This window comes from Candidatus Ichthyocystis hellenicum (genome assembly GCF_001460935.1).
GTDB classification, from domain to species: Bacteria; Pseudomonadota; Gammaproteobacteria; order Burkholderiales; family 2013Ark19i; genus Ichthyocystis; species Ichthyocystis hellenicum.
On sequence record NZ_LN906597.1, the window covers coordinates 1,387,468 to 1,409,047 of the forward strand.

Here is a 21,580-nt window from a genome sequence, read left to right on the forward strand (position 1 = left end):
GACCTTACTAGCTGTGTTTTTACAAGATATTAAAAAATAACATTAGGTCCAGAGGATGTAAGCCGAATGAATTAAGTATTGTCCATGTGATATGTTATATGATGTTTTTTAACTACATTAACTAAGGCGATTTTCTGCCCCTAATAGTTCCATTTTTATCAAGCCCATTCGCATCAAATCCTTCATCATCATATTTAGATCCATTCATATGTACTTTCATTCTATTAAATCCATGCTTATCATACCCATTCTTATCATATCTATGCCTATATTCAGGGCCGTATCTACCATATTTATATCCGGCATGACTATATCCTTCTTTATCATATCTTGATCCATCAATATAAAGTCTATTGCTATCAAACCCATTTATATCAAATCCATTTTTGTTAAATCCACGACTGTTATATCCATTTTCATCATATAAGCTGCCATTTCTATGTAACCCACTTCTATTAAATCCATCTTTATCAAACCCATTTTCATCAAAGTAGGATCCGCTTTTATGAAACCCATTTATATTAAATCCATTTTTGTCATATCCGGACGTATCATATTTATTTCTGATATTATTTCCATGTCTATCGTTACCATGTTTATCATATCCATATTTATTGTATAGGAATCCATTTCGATAGAATCCTCTCTTATCGAATCCATTTACATCATGTCCACTTTTATCGTATCCCTCCTCATCATATTCTGTGGGTGTTAAGGAGATCTTTTCTATAGAGATAATATCAATACTATTAGGCAAAGGTTCACTTTCTTCACAAGATATTTTTTTAGTCTTTTTACTGGGAGTAGAAAAAATATTGGAATTTTCTTCATAGCTGTGGGAACATTCACCTTCATACGTTCTTTTTTGAGCTTTACTCTTAGGGTTAAAATCTCCTAGATAAACATCTAGATTATCTTTAGAGTTGTAGGAACATTCACTTTTACAAGTTCTTTTTTTAGATTTAGCGGTCGAATCATCATCAGAATCGGACGATGATTCATCGTCGTAATTCCTTTTTTTAGTCCTATATGTGAAAAATGTATTACTACATTCCCCAGAGTTAATAGGTGTAAATTTAAGTTGATTTGTAGCTTGTTGCGATAATACTCCTAATTCATTTGTTATACAGTGATCATCCGTGACAGTCATATTGTTTTTAGATTCAGGTGATTCTGGAATACATTTAGGAAAAGAAGGCAAGCTATTATCCATTTTAACACCTAATATTTTACATCTGACGAACATGAACTTTCGACTATTGATTCCAATGTAGAGCATCTAATTTTTATAAAGTATTGTAAGGTATTGTTTAATAGTAATTAATAATCAACTGCGGCTTATTATTACATCTAAAAAAAAATAGTCATGCCAATTATTTGCTATTTGCTTTTTAATTTGGAGTTAGATAAAAATACCATTTTTATAAAAAATAATTCACTAACTGCTATTGTTATAGTAGCTTGAAGATTAATAGAAAATGGCAATAAAAGATCAGAATTGATAAAACTACAATTTATTGTAAGTCATTGTTAGTGTAACATAAGTTTAGTTTTTGTTCTCCCTATATTAGTTTTGAATAGTATGTCTTTGAGGCGTCAGTGAAATTTGGTGTTTATTTTATATAATGACTTGAGTGATATTTTTTATATTGCAATGTTGTGAAGCAGCACAGAGTATTCAGATAGCCAACTATCTGAATATAAAATTAAAATTTTTGTATGCAGTGTTTTAGCTGTAGTAATAGGTTTTATATGATTTTTTATATCAAATATCAGGATATTATAAAAAATTTTAATTCTATGATGAGTGCAAAATAAAATTGATTAATTTTATTAATCTTTAATATTATGAAAGTTACTAATGAATGTTTGCTATATAATTTATTGCCTGGATGGGTGGAATAAATTGAAAAATTGAAGGAATCACGTAAAATAATTGATGACTATAGGACTATTTTTGATGATCAAAAATAATAATTAGGTATAAAGGTTAATTTTTAACACTGTTGTCAAAAAATTTTGAGTCATAAAAAAGACGTAGGATAAAATAATGTTATTAAGTAGCAGTTTAGTAGTTATTATTTCAGATATTATGAATGTGGTATTGCATCTAAGTAATGAGGCAGAAAAAAATCTTAGAGTTTTGTTTGAGTTGATAGATAGTTTGGGATTATTTTTTAAGTAAAATAACTAATCATAGTTAGATAAGGAGCTGATTTTGTCAGGAAATAATGTTCTTGGCAATCAAATAAATTTTCCTAATGTTAATATGGATAAAAAATACTCGATTTAGCAAGTTTGTAAAAGTATGTCTCCTAGTCAATGTACTGTACTAATAACACCTGACTTCATTTTATTGAAAGATATTAAAAAAGTTTTTTCTATTAAATTTAGATCACTTCACGACATCATTAATTATAATTTATTCCATTATTTTATATACTCTATTAAGATAAATAATTTAACTATTTCATTACTTTGGGATTACTAAATCCATCTTTATCAACTCCGTGAGCATCAAATCCTTCATCGTCGTATTTAGTTCCATTCATATGAACTTTCATTCTATTAAATCCATATTTATCATACCCTTGTTCATTATAGCTATACCTATAGCTATAACCATATTTATAGCCAGCATAATTATATCCTTCATCATCATATATTGATCCATCCTTATAAAGTCTATTCCTATCAAATCCATTTATATTAAGTCCATCTTTATCAAATCCACTTTTATCAAATCCATTGCCATCATATATTGATCCATTTCTATGTAATCCTTTTACATTAAATCCATCTCTATCAAATCCACTTTCATCAAAGTAGATGCCTCTTCTATGAATTCCATCTATATTAAATCCATTTTTATCATATCCGTCTTCATCGTACTTGTTTTTAACGTTATTGCCATATTTATCATTTCCATGGACATCATAACCGTACCTATTATATATTGATCCATCTTTACAAAATCCTCTTCTATCAAATCCGTTTTTATTATGTCCACTTTTATCGTATCCATCTTTATCGCATTCTATAGAAAGATCACTAATGATTTTAGATAAAAGAAGATTTTCCCTACAAGATCTTTTTTTATCTTTATTAGTAGAAGAAGAAGCGTTGTAATAATCTTCTGAATCAGAAGATGATCCACCTTCATAAATTCTTTTTTTGGTCCTACTATTGACTTTAGGAGCAGAAGAACAAGCTTCACCTATGCAAGATCTTTTTTTAGATTTGGACTTGTAATCATCCTCAGATTCTGATGACGATTCATCTTTGTAATTCCTTTTTTTGGTCCTATATGTTCCATATTTATTACTAGATTCCACACTATCAATAGGTGAAAAATCAAGTTGATCCGTGGATTGTTGAGATAATGCTGCTATGGGACTAATTTCTGAAGCCACTTTATCCTCTTCGGATTCAGATGGCTCAGGCATACACACAGAAACCGAAGGCAATCGATCAGTCATTTTTATTTCCTAATATTTGACATCCGACAAATATGCACTTCTGAGTATCAATTCTGACAAGGAGTTAATTATCATTATAAGTTATTGCTTAATATTAATAAGTCAATAATAGTCCATTCTTACATCGAATAACAAATAATTATGCCAATTATTTGTTATTTGCTTTTAATTTTGGTTAAAAATGCCACTATTATCAACAAATAATTCATTAATTTCGATTGTAATTATTCTAGTAGGATAAATGGTAATTTATAGAAAATAGCAATGAAAACCGAAATAGTAATTGTTAAAACTGTAATTTATCATGAGTTATTGTTCCAATAATGTGATTTTAATTTTTGTTACGCCCCGTATTAGTATTTGTATGCAGTGTTTTGTCTGGAGGGGTATGTTATATTTTTACGAATTGTCGTATGCTTTTTTGATGAACTTATTTTATCAGTAAATGTGAAAGTTGCTGGTTAATATTTAGCCATATAATTTATTTCATTGAGAAAAAATTTTTACTTCATGATGCTCATTAACAAGCTGTATGTTAGTGTAAATACTACTTTAAAAATAAATCTAGATAGGGGTAATGTCTACCAAATTTATACCATTATTTTGTATACTAGAATTGTTCTAGTTCCTTACCTGCAATGGTTGTCACGTAATCTTCGGAAGCCAATTAGCCAACATTTAAACTTGAATCAGAGCATTTCTTAGATCTGACTAAGAATCATGTTATATCCATTTTTATCGATTCCGTCTGCATCAAATCCTTTATCATCGTATTTAGATCCATTAATATGGACTTTAGCTAGATTAAATCCATATTTATCGTAACCGTTCTTGTCATATTTATACCTATACTCAAAACCAAATCCATTTTTGTCATATCCAAGTTTACTAAATCCATAGTCATTATACATGGATCCGTTTCTATGTAATCCTTCTCTATTAAATCCATCTTTATCAAATCCACTTTCATCATGTGGAGAGCCACTTCTATGTAACCCATTTATAGCAAATCCATTTTTGTCATATCCAGATTCATCGTACTTATTTTTTATATTATTTCCATCTATATCATTGCCATATTTATCAAATCCATACTTACTATATATGAGCCCGTTTCTACAGAATCCTCTGCTATCAAATCCTTTTCTATCATGTCCAGTTTTATCGTAGCCATCTACATTAAATCCATCTATATCAAATCCATTTTTATCATATCCGTAGTCATCAAATATAGATCCATTTCTATGTAATCCATTTTCATTAAAGCCATCTTTATTAAATCCGCTTTTATCAAAGTATAATCCGCTTCTATGAATTCCACTCAGATTAAATCCATTTTTGTCATATCCAGATTCATCGTACTTATCTTTAATATTATTTCCATATTTATCATGTCCAAATACATCGTTCCCAGATTTATCATATGATGATCCATTTATATATAATCCTTTTCTATCAAATCCACTTATATCATATCCATTTTTATCGTAGCCATCATCATCATATCCATTCTTATTGTATCCTTTATCTATAAGGAGATTATCAATGGCATCATACAAAGGTTCTTCTTCCCCAGGTGATTTTTTTGGCGCTCTCTCTCTATACTTATGGTAAAAATTGAGATCGATATCAGAATCGTAACAATCATACGTACATTTATCTTCATAAGTTGTTTTTTTATCTATACTACTAACGTTAGAATCAGAATAATGAATACCAGAATTATTATATTCATATTTATACGAGCATCCGGCTTTACAGGTTCTTTTTTTATACTTGGACGTGTAATCATCATCAGAATCGGATGATGATTCATTGTTGTAATTCCTTTTTTTAGTCCTACTATCAACGCCAGAGGAGGAAGAATAAATATCATATTTATACAAACATTCACTTTTACGAGATCTTTTTCTAGGTTTGGCCGTATAGTCACCTTCAGATTCAGAAGATGATTCAGATTTGTAATTCCTTTTTTTAGTACTATGTGTTACACATGAATTAATAGATGACACATAATCAATAGGTGGGAACTTAAGTTCATTCGCTGGTTGTTGAGACAACTCTGCGAAGCTAGTTGCTCCATAACAACTGGCTGAGACAGCTATATTGACTTCATATCCATGGTGGGGATGGATACATCCAGAGACGGAAATCAAGCGATCAGTCATCTTTATACCTAATAACAGACAAATACACACTTCCTATTATACATTACAACGCAGAGTTGGTTGCATTAAGAACTTATTGTACGATAATCAGATACTGCTCATTGTTACATCGGGAAAAAAATAATTATGTCAATTAGTTGTTATTTACTTTTTAATTTTAGTTGAATGCCATTGTTATAAATTAACAAATTACTCTATTGGAATGAATGGTAAGAAATAATAGTTTTTGTAGAATCTGATAATAGAAATGATTATAGATAAAGAGCTAGAAAAATTTGGTGTTTATTGTCTGATTATTTGAGTGATTTTTTGTGTGTGGGAATTTTTTGAAATAGCACGGGAAGATCTGTTAATTGTGGAATCGTTTTCAGATAGTTAAATGCCTAATAATTTGGATCTAAAGTACGTGGTGTTTTAAATTTTTGGAGGTGTTATCTTTATATGAATGTTCATATTTTTTTGATGAATATGAACTTTATGAGTTTGGTGTCTGTGTAAAAAATAATTTATAAATCCACACAAGTATTTGCAAAGTCTAAATGGGAAATTTAAATAATAATAATCACACAAAACAATTTATTACTATGAATATATATTTAATTAGAAAAAATAGTGATTAGATATAATTTTTAACGCTACTATAGAAGAGTGTATGATTCTGGACAAAATAAATATAAGAAAGTCATGTTATGAAGAAGTGTAGCGTCGTAATTAGCAGGTTTATATCTAAGAATATAGCTAAATAATAGTGAAAGACAAGGGGTAGATAATGAGATAATTTTGTTGGTAAAATAATATTACTAGTAATAAAATAAGTTTTCTTCTTAATGTTAGTATAGATGAAAAATACTCAATCATAAGAATAGTAATGAATAAAAAGATAATATCGCTGCTATTAATAAAGCAAAAGATGGAGTTACACTGATAGAAAGTGATTATGAAAAACTGTCATTATCTAATAAGTACCTGTCAAGATGCAATTAAAACTAATTGAAAAGTATATTGTCGATAGCTATTTACATAAATTTATTTTGTCTGTTAATGAAGCTGCTATCTGTATTTACCTCAGTTCTATTGAGGTATTTTAATAAAATTTCTTCTATTAACTAGATCATGATATTTTTTAATAACTCATTTTATTATTTTATCAATTTTTTCAAACTCTTAAGATTATACTTGCTGAGAGGATTTCATGTAAGACTCAGAAATAATCATATTTTGATTCACGTCTATAAAGTCTATTTACATCCTGTCTGTTTTTATGGCACCCAGCTATATCATTCCTATCTTCATTGTCTCCTATATGGATCCTAGCCATGCTATCAAACAAAAGTTTATTTTCCCTACAAACTCTTTTTTTAGCTTTATTAGTTGGAGAGGAAGAAACATTGTATTCATCTTCAGAATTAGAAGAATATTCGTCTTCATAAGTTCTCTTTTTAGTCTTGCTGTTAAGTCTACAAGCATCTAAATTGCTTTCAGATTCACGTGAATACTTACCTTTGCAAATTCTTTTTTTAGATCTGGTAGAATTATCATCATCAGAATCAGATGATGATTCAGTTTTGTAATTTCTTCTTTTAGTCCTATATGTTCCATCCATATAGCTATGTTCACCAGAGTTAATAAGTTGTAAATCAAGTTTATTCGTTGATTGTTGAGAAAACTCTTCTAATTTATTTGTTCCATAATCATTATCTGATTCTATTCCATGACCTTCAGATTCTGATGATTCAGGAATACACATAGAAACGGAAAGCAAGCGATTGTCCATTTTACACCTAATATTTTATTCCTGACAAAAGGAACTTTTGAGAATTAATTCCAATGTATAGCAGAGTTTCTGATAGTTATAAGCTATTGTTTAATAATCATTTTTTCTTATTATTGCATCTAAGAAAAAATAGCTATGCCAATTATTTGTTATTTGCTTTTTATATTGTAGAATGGTGCAGTTGTAAGTAGAGGCATGAAAGATGCTGAAATTATTCTTTTATTATCTTATGAGTTGAGTCCTATTTTTTATAGGGTAGGGGGGTGAAGCAGTACAGAAGATCGTGTGATTATAGAATTGTTTTTGCTGCATGATTTGGATCTAAGGTATGTAGTGTTTTAAATTTTGGGGGCTTATATTTATATGAATGCTTGTGTTTTTTTGATGAAGACTAACTAATAATGCTTACATTAGCAAACTCTAAACATTACTATTATTGTAATAGCTCGAAAGCATCTACTATTAACTGTACCTTAGTAATTCCAATAGTTTTCTTTGTGTAAGATTAAGAAAGTTGAGTAAATCATGTTCAATTTTTAAACTACCTGAACCAACGCATTTCTTGAACCTTACTAAATCCATCTTTGTTGAGATTGTCTTTATTAAATCCATAAGCATCAAATCCGTTATCATCGTATTTAGACCCGTTCATATGGATTTTCATTCTATTAAATCCATGTTTATCATATCCCTTTTTATCATATCTATACCTATACTCAGGATCATAGTCATCATATCTATATCCAGCACAATTATATCCGTTTTCATCTTCTATCGATCCATCTTTATGACGACCAAGTATATCAAATCCATCTATATCAAATCCATCTATATCAAATCCACGTTTATCATACCCATTGTCATCATATGTTGACCCGTTTCTATGTAATCCGTTTAGATTAAATCCATCTTTATCAAATCCACTTTCATCAAAGTAGAAGCCGCTTATATGAATCCCGTCCATACTAAATCCATTTGTATCATATCCATAATCGTCATAATTCTTTTTGATTCTATTACCATGCATGTCATTCCCATATTGATCATATAGTAAGCCATTTCTATGAAATCCTCTCCTATCAAACCCTTTTTTATTGTGTCCACTTCTATCGTATCCCTCTATATCATAACCATGTTTATCATATTCTATGAATAGCCTACTAAGTCCATCAGATAAAATTCCATCATCCTCAGATGATATTTTTTTAGGTTTTTTGCTAGAGCCAGAACAAATATCGGGATCAATTTTAGAGTCAGACGTGCATTCAACTTCATAAACTCTTTTTTTAGGCCTACTGTTAACGTCAGTATAACCAATATCGTAATCATCCTTATAATCTAACGAACATTCGTCTTTGCAAGAATATTTTTTTTTAGATTTGGAGGTATAATCCTCCTCAGAATCGGATGATAATTCAGTTTCATGATACCTTTTTTTACTTCTGTATGTCCCATATGTATGACTAGATTCTACCGAGTTAATAGGTGGAAAATTAAGTTTATTTGTGGATTGACGTGACAATATTGAGAATTCATTTTCTTCCGGATAATTATCTGAAACGACCTCATCAGCTTCGGACGGTTCGGTAATTAATTTAGGAACATAAAGCAAGAGATTATCCATTTTCACACCTAATTTATTTGACGCTCTACAAATATACACTTTTGATTATTAATTCAAACGGATGGTTATAAGTAGTTGTTGGGTATGAATCAATAACTATCTTCTATTGTCACATCAAATAAAAAATAGGCACACCAATTATTTGTTATTTGATTTTTAATTTTAAATTAGATAAAAATACCATTATTATTAATTAGCTAATATTATTAATTAATAACTAGCTAATTGTTTTAGTATGGTAAAGCGTAAAAAATAATAACGTTTATATCTGGTGGGGATAAATTATGAAACAGGAATTGTTAAAAATTGTACAATCTATTAGAAGAAAGAAGAAAAATTTTTACCTCTGAAAAATAAACTTCTTATTATTGATAGGATACACTATAACGTAATAATTATATTTGATGAGAGCTATTAATGATTAAGCATAACTTCAAAAATTATCTACATACAAAGATACGTAGAAAAATGTAAATCATACTGCCTATTATTATTCATAAAGTAAGGGTCACACACAAATATAATACAACTCACTTTCTTGTTATAATGTGTTATTCAGACGTTAGTATTTATCATGGACGTCAATTCAACTTCTTTAATCAAGATCTTCCATACACTTGACTAAAAATCCATTCTTATCATGACCATTTTTATCAAGTCCTTCCGCATCAAATCCTTCATTATCGTATCTAGATCCATTCATATGTACTTTAATTCTATTAAATCCATATTTATTATACCCTTCTGCATCATATGTATACCTATATTCACCGCAGCCAAATTCATCATATTTATATCCAGTGTCATCGTATCCATCATTGTCATATCTTGATCCATCTCTATATAATCCATTTATATTAAATCCATTTATATTAAATCCATCTACATCAAATCCACGTTTATCATATCCATTATCATCATATATAGATCCATTTTTATGTAATCCATTTCTATCAAATTCGTCTACATCAAATCCATTTTCATCAAAGTAGAAGCCACTACTATGAAATCCATCTATACTGAATCCATTTTTATCATATCCAGATTCATCGTATTTATCTCTGACATTGTTTCCATGTTTGTCATTACCATATTTATCATATCCATATTTATTATATATTGATCCGTTTCTACAGAATCCCCGTTTATCAAATCCGTTTCTGTCATGTCCACTTCTATCATATCCTTCTATATCATAACCATGTTTATCATACTCTATAAATAGGTTACTAATGGCATTAGACAAAGGATCATCACCTCCTGATACTACTTTTTTAGCTTTCTTGCTGGAACTAGAAGGGACATCGGAATCATATGCAAGCTCTGATGAACATTCATCTTCATAAGTTCTTTTTTTAGACATACTACTGACGTTAGAAGCAGAAGAATAAACCCCAGCAGGAGAACATTTACCGGTATAAGATCTTTTTTTAGGTCTGGAAGTACAATCATCCTCAGAATCGGATGATAATTCAGGTCTGTGATTTCTTTTTTTACTCCTATATGTTCCATAATTGTGACTGTATCTGTCAGAGTTAAATTTCGGAAAATTAAGTTTGTTTTCGGATTGTTGCGATAACACCGTGAATCCATTTGTTATAGAAGATTCATCTGAAGCAATTATATTGTTTTCAGATTCAGTATCACATGCAGAAACAGAAAGCAATCGATCGACCATTATCTACCCAATTTATAACCGACAAAGATACACTTTTTAGTATTAATTAAATAAAATACACTTGTACTATCGTAGATAGAACTGTTAAATAATCAATTAATAATATTTACTTATTGTTACATTGAAAAAAAAATAGTTATACCAATTATTTGTTATTTGATTATTAACCTGAATATAGATAAGAATAAGATGATATTATTACCAATAGATACACTAATTGATCTCATGTCGTGCATTCTAAAAATAACAACCTAAATGCCAATAACACCAAAATAGTAATTATTAAAAACTCTATTAATATATCCACTAAAAATATTAGTAAATAGCAAGTAAATTTTATAACTTTGAATAGTTTTTGCATATGCATAAGTAATTATTTAAATAAAGCTATTTTTTACGTGAGGTTATATAAATAACTATTTTTATAGGTAATCTTTCCCTTCCAATTGTAGTCAGTTGTAAGTTTGTCATCAAACATGATAAGTTTAATGACATTTATAGATTATTATTAATCAATGTTAAACTAGAAAATATAACTAATTACATTGACAATATTTTTATTAAATTGCAGATATTTTTGTATACTAATCATTGCTAGCATAACTAACCTTAATTTGACTGCAAAATAATTTGCATGATACTCAATATATAGATACACATTGGTTGTTTTGTAAAACAATAGTTGCTTATCATTGCGTCTGTTACTTGCATGTATTAATGGATCTATTTCTGTCTAATTACAAATTTTTTTTGAATTTGGTGCTGAAATTGTACTTTTTCTTTAGACATATCTTGTATTGAGTTATTATTTCAGTAATCTGATTTTAAATTTTTTATAAATCTTCATGTTTAATAGTATCTGCTATTAATAATTATAAGGAATGATTCATAAAAAATATTATAGTTGGTTGAGGTAAGCGTAAATTTAGAATGTTTTCTTAAGCAAATAAAATAATTATTAGATAAGGGGATAATTTTATCGGAAAATTTCATTCATCATTCATAAGAAATAAATGTTGATAGCGTGAGAAGCTACCTAGTAAGTATTTTTAAGGATCTAGTTCAAACCAATTGGAAAAAAGCATATTGTCGATAATTATTCATAAAGATACTTATTTTGTCCGCTCGTGAAGTTACTAAACTAATACTAGTTGTAGTTATTTTATTACAAAACATTAAAAAAGTTTCTTACTAAAAATACTAGAATGTTTCTCCCTTAATACTTATAAGATAAGTAACTCACTTGCAGTTTTTAAACTATCTGAAGCAATGCCTTTTTATCTGGCTAAAAATCCATGTTTGTTATATCCTTGTTTATTAATTCTATCCGCATCAAATCCTTCATCATCGTATTTAGACCCGTTAATATGGACTTTCATTCTATTGAATCCATGTTTATCATACCCATCTTTATTATATTTGTATCTATAATCAAAACCAAGTCCATTTTCATCAAGTCCATATTTATTAAATCCATATTCATCATATAGAGAACCATTTTTATGTAATCCTTTTTTATCAAATCCGCCTTTATCAAATCCTTTTCCATCATATATAGAGCCGTTTATATGGATTCCATCTATACTGAATCCATTTTTGTCATATCCAGATTTATCGTGCGCATGTTTAATATTATTGTTTTTTCTGTCGTGCCCATATTTATCATATCCATATTTATTATATATTGATCCGTTTCTACAGAATCCCCTCTTATCAAATCCTTTTCTATCATGATCACTTACATCGTATCCATCTACATTAAATCCATCTTTATCAAATCCATTTTTATCATATCCATAATCATCATATATTGACCCGTTTCTATGTAATCCTTTAATATTAAATCCATTTTTATCATATCCACCTTCATCAAAGTAGAAGCCGCTTCTATGAAGTCCATCCACAGTAAATCCATTTTTGTCATATTCTATAGAGAGGCTATTAAATGCATCAGACAAAATTTCATTCCACCCGCAACGGGATCTTTTTTTATCTTTCCTACTGGAGCCAGAAGAAAGATTTGAATTATCTTCAGAGTCTGACGATGATTTGACTTCATAAGTTCTTTTTTTCCTCCCAGGATTAATGTTATAACTATAGGTATTATAATCTTTAGGTTGGTACGAGCCTTCATATTTACATATTCTTTTTTTAGATCTGGGTGTATTATCATCTTCAGAGTCGGACGATAGTTCGGTTTGGCAATTCCTTTTCTTGGTCCTGTAGGTTCCAGATGTATGACTATAGATACAAGTGGTAATAGCTGTTGAATTAGGTTTATTCGTGGATTGTTGTGACAATACTGAAAGTTTATTTGTTGCATAATAATTGGCTGAAGCTAATCCATCCTCTTCAGATGGGGGTGATTCAGGAATACATACAGAAACAGAAAGCAAGCGATCAGTCATTTTTATACCTAATATTTGATAACCGACAAATATACTTCTGAGTATTAATTTATTTATGCAGAGCTGCCTAATGATATAAATCGTTGATATATAATAAATAATTATTGATTATATATCGAAAAGAAATAGTTACGCCAATTATTTGTTATTTAATTTTTAATTTTTAGTTGATAATTCACAAATTGCTCTGGGAGATTAAATAGAAAAAAACAATAACTTTTATAGAAAATAACAATAAATACCAAAATCGTATTAAAAACTGTATTCCCATATGTATACTAAAAATGCAATAAAATTTATTTCAATAAAATGTTTTTACTTATGACCGGAAAAACGTTGTTCTTTATAGAAGGTATTTTTTATCTATGATCTATTTGAAATATAAAATGAGAATATGGTTTGGATAAGTACTATTTTATTCCTGTCTCAACTACATTTTTGTGCCTGATTGAGGTTGCGCAATTGCATACTACGACTACGAAAATTATTAAGGTATTTTTGCTTTTTTGAATTGTATTGTTAGTATTTATTTAATAATAGATTTATTTTTTTATTTAATTATTATTTCAATAATAACAAATAATTATCATAAATGTTTTATTTTTTAATGCGACAATCAGCGTCAGATTGATTGTTTATTATAGTTTGCTAATTATTATATGTCGAGGGTGCTGCTATAGCCGATCGTTTGTATTTCGTGAATGGTTCTGGATCTACTGGTGGATTAGAAGGTTAAGTTGTTGCCTCTTCCTAAGGATTAGGTCGATCTAATTCTGTTCTTTAATTGTCTCAAGATCAGTATAAACATGGATTTGATAGGAATGGGTTTACTAAAGATAGTAAATGATCCTGGTATCTTTGTTATTATGGGGATGTGGATTCTATAGTAGGGTGATTGTTTGTTTTGCGTAAGTTTTTGAAAGTCCTAGTTCCTTTGGTTTTTGTTTTGACTCTGTCATCAGGGGTAGTTATGGCTGTTGGTAGAAGGTTAATTGAAGTAAATTTATCCTATCTTTCTATCGATGAAAGTAATAAGAATAAAGTTAATTTCTTCCGTGATTTTGCTTATAAATCTAGGAAATTATGTAGTTGAAAGCGTTTTTATGAGTTCTATATGAATGGATTGTATGTGAGTGGCTCTAGCAAAAACGCCACATTTGATGACAAATATGGTTATGGTAAGAACGTTTGTTGGTGTTAGAGCATTAAATACACGTGGACTTCGAGTTATAAAGATAAATGTATGGGGGTTATAATATGGCTGATGGTAATTTTCCCTTGAGGGTTTCTGAGGGGCGTGAAGTAGATATGGATTTTGTTTCTGAGGGTCCTGTTGATGTATTGCACCAAGACCTTGGTTCTGATCTTTCCTCTTTGTGTTTGTGTGATAGCTCTGAAGAAAAAACTGGTGGAGCTGAGGGTTCATCATTAAGTTCGGGGGAATTTCGCGAACAATATGATGATATTAAGTTTGGTTCCGCGAGTGTTGGTGCAGAAGGTAATTCTTCTAAAGAAGAATTATGTCTTGGACTATCTGGTGAAGATTATTCGAGCGATTTTTCTGTTATAACGTCGTCGGTAGGATTTGGAGAAGATGACTATTGTTGGATGTCTTTAGGTGATGACTCTAGATGTGATAATAGGGGATTTGATAAAAATGGAGTTCATGCTGAGACTGGACTCCTATATGACGGAAATGGTCTTGATAAAGATGGTCTGGATGTAGAAGGGTTTGATTCACGCGGGTTTGATAAGAATGGATTTAATAGAAATGGATTTGATAGTAGTGGTTATGACAGAAGGGGATTTGATATAAATGGTATTCATAAAAATGGATCTCCATACAATGAACATAATCGTGATAGAGATGGTTATGTTAAATGTGATTATTTACTTATGTTTAAAGATCGCTCTTATAATAATTAAACTGATCAAAATGAAAGTTAGAAATTGTTGCTTTACATGATTATGTGTGTTAGTTAATTTATAAGTAGCATGTTGAAAATAATATCTTATTTATTGATTTATGTTTTTTGTCATGCTACTGTGCACATTTTGAATTTAATGCAATCTTTAATAATAAATATTAACTAAATTTTCTTCCTATACAAAATGCCTTTAGGGCTATGGAAATTTTTTTTCTAGATGTCAGATTTGTTCAATAATTAATAATACTTGTTACATGTAATTAATATTGAAATTGCCTAATGATAAATTATTTTTCTTTTAATTGATCAGTTATTATTGATAGTGATGACTGGTTTTTGTTACACGTGCTTGTATAGCAACGTTACTTATATATTATTATATTTCTAGTATATATTATTATATTTCTGGTAATTATGTAATCATGGATATGATAATGGATATTAATTATTTAAATAATAATAATATGCTTTACGAGCCTAACGAGCCTAACGAGCCTAACGAGCCTAACGAGCCTAACGAGCCTAACGAGCCTAACGAGCCTAACGAGCCTAACGAGCCTAACGAGCCTAACGAGCTTGACGAGCCTGAACTTCAAGGATTGTTTGGTGAAGATGTATTTGATGGTGATGGGTTTGATGCACATGGATTTAATAGATATGGATTTGATAGAGCTGGATTTAATAGATATGGATTTAATAGATATGGATTTGATAGAGCTGGATTTGATGTAGATAGATTTAATGTAGATGGTATCAATATTAATGGGTTTGATAGAAGTGGTAATTATTGGTTTGATTTTAATAAGTATAAAGGTGGGTAAACTGTATATTTTTTCTACAATAAAGCGTTTGGGCTTGGGTTAGGAGATTTGTGTTTGTAAGTATGGTAGATCTACTAGTGTTTAGCGATTGTTGTATGAATTTGTTATTTTGCTGTTGATTAATAATATTTGGCTAGGAAAATTAAATTTAATAATCTCTTTTTCATAATATTGAGTTAAATTGAATCTGTCATTTGACAATTTTCACATAGTGTTGATTGGAAATGGATGTTTGATTTTGATAGTTTTATTGGTTTATTATATTCCCCAAGTTGTTTAGATCTGAAGGTGGAGTAATATGGCAGTTGGTTCGGTATGCTTACAATCTGATGATGAAGCTGAAGTGGTAACTAATTCGGACGTTTTTTCTTCTGGTACTGAGAAACCGCAGCAAGCTGAATATAGCCAGGGTAGTAATATATATTATTATGATGGTTACGATTGCTGTGGATATGACCAAAATGGGTATGATTGTGATGGTTACGATATGAATGGATTTAATAAACGGGGATTTGACAGAGATGGATTTTATATAGATGGTTGTTGTTTTGATGGAGAAGGTTATGATAAAAATGGGTTCAATGAGGATGGCTTTAACAGGGAAGGTGAGAGCTTATCTGACATCTTGCTTAAGTTTTTTGATCTTAATGTAGTAGATTAATTTGCGTGTAGCAAATTGGTTGTCTCTGCCGGTTATTTTATTTTTTAATTTCTTATTATTTTTGCCCCAATGACCTTTTTGTCAATAAAAACAAGTATCTTGCACTTACGAATTAAGCACTAACAACAAAGCCATAGCGATCTTGGTAATTTGTTACGAAATGAAGAGATTATTATACCCATACCCACAAGGTCTAGAGCTAAAAAACGTCCCAGCATAGTTAGTGTTTTTACTGATTATTGCTGTGATAATTTATCTTATGACTTGGATAAACTGTTTATAGAATAATATTGTGAAAAAATATGAGGCAGCAATAGTATCTTAGTTAATGTTATGTCTTTCTGAAACCAGCAGTCCTAGTTATGGGGAGCGATCAATATTATAAAAAATGCATATAAATGCATATGGTAAGTACTGGTATTATTTAATATATGTTTGTTTCATAGAATAAAGGTGATTATCCCAATTGTAATTTATTGTAATCATATTTTTTGTGTTGCGATTGCTTATTTATCTACGCGTATTTGCGATATGCAATTCTAAATTTGATTTAATAACAAATTATTATTACTGAAATAATGATTTTATTTTAGTGTTACAATGCTGCATTATATTTAAAATAATTATGTGTAAATATGGCCTATTATCTTCCAGTACATTTGTCTGAATTTGAATCAGCAGCAGAACCAGATAGTGATAAAGCAACTTCAGGTGCTTCTTCTGATTGCGCTGCGTCATCGTCGTTATTGAGCCAATCTGAACTTAAACCAGAAAGCTTTTTGGGTTATAGATCTAAAAAAAGGACTTACGATGGTGGATGCTCATCCGATTCTGACGGTGATGATTGTTATGATTATAAGTCTAGAGCTAAAAAAATGGCTCATGAAGGTAATTGTTTGTCTGGATTAAAATGTGATTTGAGAGATTCTTGTAAATCTAGAGCTAAAAAAAGATTTTATGACAGAGAAGATTTATCTGATTTGGATTCTGATTGTGACTCTAAGTCCTCGAAAAGAGTTTGTGGAGAAGTAAATTTATTATCCAATTTTGATTCGGAATCTAAATCTGAAAAACCATCCAATGAAGATAGTGAAAGTTTATCCGACATTTTATCCAAGCTTTTTGTAGAAGGTGATGATTGTTATCCTATATCTTATTCTGCACTTATGGCGCTATCTCCTGAAGAAGAATATGATGAAAGAGGATTCAATAGTGAGGGAGTACATAGAAATAGATCTATGTATGATGATGCTGGTTATAGCATATATGGATATAACAGAAATGGATATAATAGAGATGGATTTGATAGAGATGGATATGATGAAAAAGGATACAATAAAGATGGATTTGATAGGGCTGGATTTTATACAACTGGTTCTATATATGATGCTGAAGGTTATGATAGCCATGGGTTCCATAAAAGTGGATTGCACAGAAACGGGTCTAGGTATGATGATGATGGATATAATATATATGGTTTTAATGAATACGGGTCAAACCAATTTGGTGATTATTCATAATTATTGTTTTTCAGGTATTTGTATCACCGTATTATAGCCAATAACAAAACCGCGAATTTAAGTCTACAGCTTTTATTTGTATAGCTCCAAATAAACAGTTCATTGCTCACTAATATCCGTTTATTTTATATTAATTTTTAATCATGTTGCTCATACTTATTTACGATTTTTTCATTAACTAACTAATTACAGTTAGGGCTACATATCCGGTTCTGGGTTTTGTAGTTAATCGGATAGTAGATTATATAATTGCCATTTATATACAGTTAAATTAAGCATATAAAATTTTCTTGTCTTTATTTTATTAAATCAATATAGTCCACGTTCATTATATAATTTGACTCCATGTTTTTACAGAATACAGCATAATAACCTTTATAATTAATAGACATTTGTCCAAAATAGAAAGAAGATCACAGACATCAACTTCACTATCTTGTACGTTGGACTACCTATGTCACTGCGAAACAGTACTATTAGGGGGAAAAAACATCAAAATTGAGATTGTATTAAGGAAGAAGAACTTTAATATTATAGTCATACAGAGTTATATTAATACATAATATAAATTAAGATAAATAATTTTGCATTACAAAAAAGCAAAGCACCGCGCAGTGCCTTGCTTAGATATCAATAAGAATAAAGATACTAATATCCTTATAAACCTATACCTCCGTTAACTCTAAATTTGAACCTGAACCTGGTGGTCTCTTGAAGTAAATAAAACTACGCGCCACAGCTGTACCATCACCTCTTCGTTTTCTACCACAAAGTCTACGTATTCCCTTTCTAGTTACGGCAACCAGCACAGCAATAATACCAATTAAAAACAAAAAACTCATAATAATTACAATCATATTATTATCGGATCGATCTATATCATAAAAACTTGTAGTCAAATGCATATTATCAGTAGTAGATACTAATGATGATGATGTTGTTGTATCCGCCGTTGTTACATCATCAGTAAATGGCATCGACGTTGCATCACCCGTTGTTACATCATCAGTAAATGGCATCGACGTTGCATCACCCGTTGTTACATCATCAGTAAATGAAAACGACGTTGTTGCACCACCCGTTGTTACATCATCAGCAAATGGCAGCGACGTTGCATCAGCCGTTGTTACATTATCAGTAAATGGCAGCGACGTTGCATCACCCGTTGTTACATCATCAGTAAATGGCAGCAACGTTGCATCACCCGTTGTTACATCATCAGTAAATGGCATCGACGTTGCATCAGCCGTTGTTACATTATCAGTAAATGGCAGCGACGTTTCATCACCCGCTGTTACATCATCAGTAAATGGCAGCAATGTTGTGCCACTTGTTGTTACATCAGTGGTAGTAGTTGTTGTTGTTGTTTGATGTTTTTGGTGATTATAGCTGACATAATTCTTAATTCTTTTGCAAAATTTTTCTCCACTATTGCACATATCGATCTTATCTCCTGAAGGAGTTTTCAATGCAGCTGCAGATAAGACTTCATACATATCAGAGTATGATTTTCTATAACCATTTTTACTTGCCTCATTGGCCAAAAGTGAAGTCTCTGTACTTAAAGAGTTAACTAACTCTTTAACCTTATCTTTATTATCACTATCGCAAATGAGTTGCCCTAGATCAACACCAGATGACGTTTCATTTAAGTACATACCTACTAAATCACCTCCCTCAGCTATTCCCCTTTCGCTCATACCATCAACAATTCTGATTAGTGCACATAATCTACTACACAACTGCCTACATAAATTGCTATAAAGACGGGCACAATCACCATAACCAACCATATGCATAAAGATTGAAGATCTTAACATAAAACGTGCACTAAGTAGAGACATTCGTTTAAGCAAACTGTTACCAGTTATACTATGATTTACTTCATGATCACTCCTACAAACGGTACTTTGTCTAACTGTACCAATAGGTGAAGAGCAACTAGGACCATCAGCATTATTTGTAGATTCTCCGTCACTACAGCAATTTACTTCTGGAAAAATTACACTGTCTGTGTTCATTATTCTGCCTTCTACGTGATTTTAAAATTACACTACTAATAACCATAAACATAAACATAAACATAAACATAAATATAATATAAAATAAAAATATTGAATATAATGATAATTTTTGCAGTTATAAAAAATTAATATTACCTGCCAATTAATTTTTATGCAGATTCATGAATAGAATTTATTATCATTAATACTATTCACTGTTTTATCTTTTGGAAAAAAATTTTTCAAAATTAAATTTTGATTTAGCAAGAATTATATAATCATACTATGTACCATAATTTCTCATATATATACAAAATTAGTATCACTTCCATGATTAACTACAGCAAGCTTCATATACAACTCGGTCTATTTATAGTCCTTACTACTACACTAAAATACTAAACACGACTGCAGTCCGATAAAATTTATTTTTCATCAACCCTGTGAACTTGGGCTTCCACAATTATACCTCTATCGGAAGATTCAATTACCACCTCATCCCCATCAACAAATACCTCAGCAACATCAATATTTCTCGATAAAAGTGAACACTCACTCTGTGAAATATCTCTATCATCTATCACCTCCATAAATTTTACATCTACATCATCACTATTACGAGACCTCACAGGCAATTCATCATCCATAAATAATCTTCTAACCTTATAAAATAATGATGATATTGAATTTAAACTTCTCCCCTTACTTAGATATAAGATAGGAATTAAAAGTAAAAAAAATGCAAAAAATAGAGGTATTAAATAAAATTTGTTCATGGAGTCCATGGATGAACCAATTTTGGTTGTTTTAAATATGTTCCCATAAATAACTTTTGTTTCTTCAGGAATAGAGGCAGGATTAGCAATTGTTCCCAGTGCATCTAAGCATTCATGCATCTGAGGACAAAGATCTATATCAACACTGGAATTTATTAACATTGAGTTAATTTGATTAAAGTACGGTAGTGATATATTTTTTAGATCATCCATTTTTTTATTTAAAAAATCTTTTAAAATCTCAGTTCTATTTACACTTTCATTATCACCGATAAAAATATCTAATATAGAATAACAAATTTTACTATCGTAACCTATACAGCTAGCGAACACTCGATCAATAGCAAGAAGAGCGCAGATATCAGTTCCATGGCTCTCTATGTAACCACTTATATCACTACGAGCCAGCGCCAGTAGATAAAAAAACATCAAAATTGAAACAATCTTCCTACGAGGAAGACGAATATTAAGAAAATTTTCCAAAAATGATAATACTGACACTTCTCTAGCACTTAGCCTTACACCAATTTCCATTGAATCACTGACATCTAGTCCATCTGAAACGATATCTGACTCATTATCATTATCTAAACGCAAATTTGAGCACGAACATGACCTAATATTATTCATTAATTACCCTAAAATTCATTCTAATTGGGGGGAAAAATAAAATAACCAGTCCAAATTGATTTTAACTAACACTACAACTATATATATAAACTAGGCTAATAACTTTTTTA

The 21,580-nt window shown here is 30.1% G+C and carries 15 protein-coding genes; 6 read left to right on the top strand and 9 right to left on the bottom strand.

Going from position 1 to position 21,580, the window contains the following annotated elements; translation table 11 throughout:
• Window positions 1–121: 121 nt before the first annotated feature.
• Window positions 122–1,213, bottom strand: coding sequence for a hypothetical protein (locus tag Arg41_RS08350; protein ID WP_176695838.1), 1,092 nt, complete (start codon window positions 1,211–1,213; stop codon window positions 122–124).
• 837 nt (window positions 1,214–2,050) lie between these two features.
• Here Arg41_RS08350 and Arg41_RS08440 point away from each other — a divergent pair.
• Window positions 2,051–2,185 (top strand): hypothetical protein, encoded by a 135-nt coding sequence (locus Arg41_RS08440; protein WP_278183672.1) that lies wholly within the window; start codon window positions 2,051–2,053, stop codon window positions 2,183–2,185.
• Window positions 2,186–2,465: 280 nt separating this feature from the next.
• On the opposite strand, the gene Arg41_RS07940 is transcribed toward Arg41_RS08440, so the two are convergent.
• From Arg41_RS07940 to Arg41_RS05395, 6 genes are all read right to left on the bottom strand, one after another.
• Complete coding sequence (locus Arg41_RS07940) at window positions 2,466–3,479, bottom strand: hypothetical protein (RefSeq protein WP_157722288.1); 1,014 nt, start codon at window positions 3,477–3,479, stop codon at window positions 2,466–2,468.
• 701 nt (window positions 3,480–4,180) lie between these two features.
• Window positions 4,181–5,647 carry a hypothetical protein gene (locus Arg41_RS08355; protein ID WP_242641409.1) on the bottom strand — a complete coding sequence of 489 codons (1,467 nt, stop codon included), beginning with the start codon at window positions 5,645–5,647 and terminating at the stop codon, window positions 4,181–4,183.
• Between the two features lie 1,201 nt (window positions 5,648–6,848).
• Window positions 6,849–7,421 carry a hypothetical protein gene (locus Arg41_RS05380; RefSeq protein WP_092343759.1) on the bottom strand — a complete coding sequence of 191 codons (573 nt, stop codon included), beginning with the start codon at window positions 7,419–7,421 and terminating at the stop codon, window positions 6,849–6,851.
• 541 nt (window positions 7,422–7,962) lie between these two features.
• On the bottom strand, window positions 7,963–9,045 hold the full coding sequence (locus Arg41_RS05385; RefSeq protein WP_092490554.1) for a hypothetical protein: 1,083 nt from the start codon (window positions 9,043–9,045) through the stop codon (window positions 7,963–7,965).
• A 595-nt stretch (window positions 9,046–9,640) separates the two neighbouring features.
• Window positions 9,641–10,723 carry a hypothetical protein gene (locus Arg41_RS05390; RefSeq protein WP_092343757.1) on the bottom strand — a complete coding sequence of 361 codons (1,083 nt, stop codon included), beginning with the start codon at window positions 10,721–10,723 and terminating at the stop codon, window positions 9,641–9,643.
• A 1,277-nt stretch (window positions 10,724–12,000) separates the two neighbouring features.
• Window positions 12,001–13,131 carry a hypothetical protein gene (locus tag Arg41_RS05395; RefSeq protein WP_092490555.1) on the bottom strand — a complete coding sequence of 377 codons (1,131 nt, stop codon included), beginning with the start codon at window positions 13,129–13,131 and terminating at the stop codon, window positions 12,001–12,003.
• A gap of 904 nt (window positions 13,132–14,035) precedes the next feature.
• On the opposite strand from Arg41_RS05395, the gene Arg41_RS05400 reads away from it, so the two are divergent.
• The 5 genes from Arg41_RS05400 to Arg41_RS08360 all read left to right on the top strand — a co-directional run bounded on the left by Arg41_RS05400 (window position 14,036) and on the right by Arg41_RS08360 (window position 18,061).
• Window positions 14,036–14,224 carry a hypothetical protein gene (locus Arg41_RS05400; RefSeq protein WP_141663263.1) on the top strand — a complete coding sequence of 63 codons (189 nt, stop codon included), beginning with the start codon at window positions 14,036–14,038 and terminating at the stop codon, window positions 14,222–14,224.
• A gap of 164 nt (window positions 14,225–14,388) precedes the next feature.
• A complete protein-coding gene (locus Arg41_RS05405; protein WP_092343831.1) occupies window positions 14,389–15,057 on the top strand; it encodes a hypothetical protein in 669 nt (222 codons plus the stop codon).
• A 436-nt stretch (window positions 15,058–15,493) separates the two neighbouring features.
• Entirely contained in the window at window positions 15,494–15,880 is a 387-nt protein-coding gene (locus tag Arg41_RS05410) for a hypothetical protein (RefSeq protein ID WP_092490556.1), read from the top strand.
• 298 nt (window positions 15,881–16,178) lie between these two features.
• The gene (locus Arg41_RS05415; protein ID WP_092490557.1) at window positions 16,179–16,541 is read left to right on the top strand and encodes a hypothetical protein; all 363 of its coding nucleotides are present in this window, start codon (window positions 16,179–16,181) and stop codon (window positions 16,539–16,541) included.
• Window positions 16,542–17,176: 635 nt separating this feature from the next.
• The gene (locus tag Arg41_RS08360) at window positions 17,177–18,061 is read left to right on the top strand and encodes a hypothetical protein (protein ID WP_176695813.1); all 885 of its coding nucleotides are present in this window, start codon (window positions 17,177–17,179) and stop codon (window positions 18,059–18,061) included.
• A gap of 665 nt (window positions 18,062–18,726) precedes the next feature.
• Here Arg41_RS08360 and Arg41_RS05425 read toward each other — a convergent pair.
• The gene (locus Arg41_RS05425; protein WP_092490558.1) at window positions 18,727–20,082 is read right to left on the bottom strand and encodes a hypothetical protein; all 1,356 of its coding nucleotides are present in this window, start codon (window positions 20,080–20,082) and stop codon (window positions 18,727–18,729) included.
• A gap of 407 nt (window positions 20,083–20,489) precedes the next feature.
• Entirely contained in the window at window positions 20,490–21,470 is a 981-nt protein-coding gene (locus tag Arg41_RS05430; RefSeq protein ID WP_092490559.1) for a hypothetical protein, read from the bottom strand.
• Window positions 21,471–21,580 lie beyond the last annotated feature (110 nt).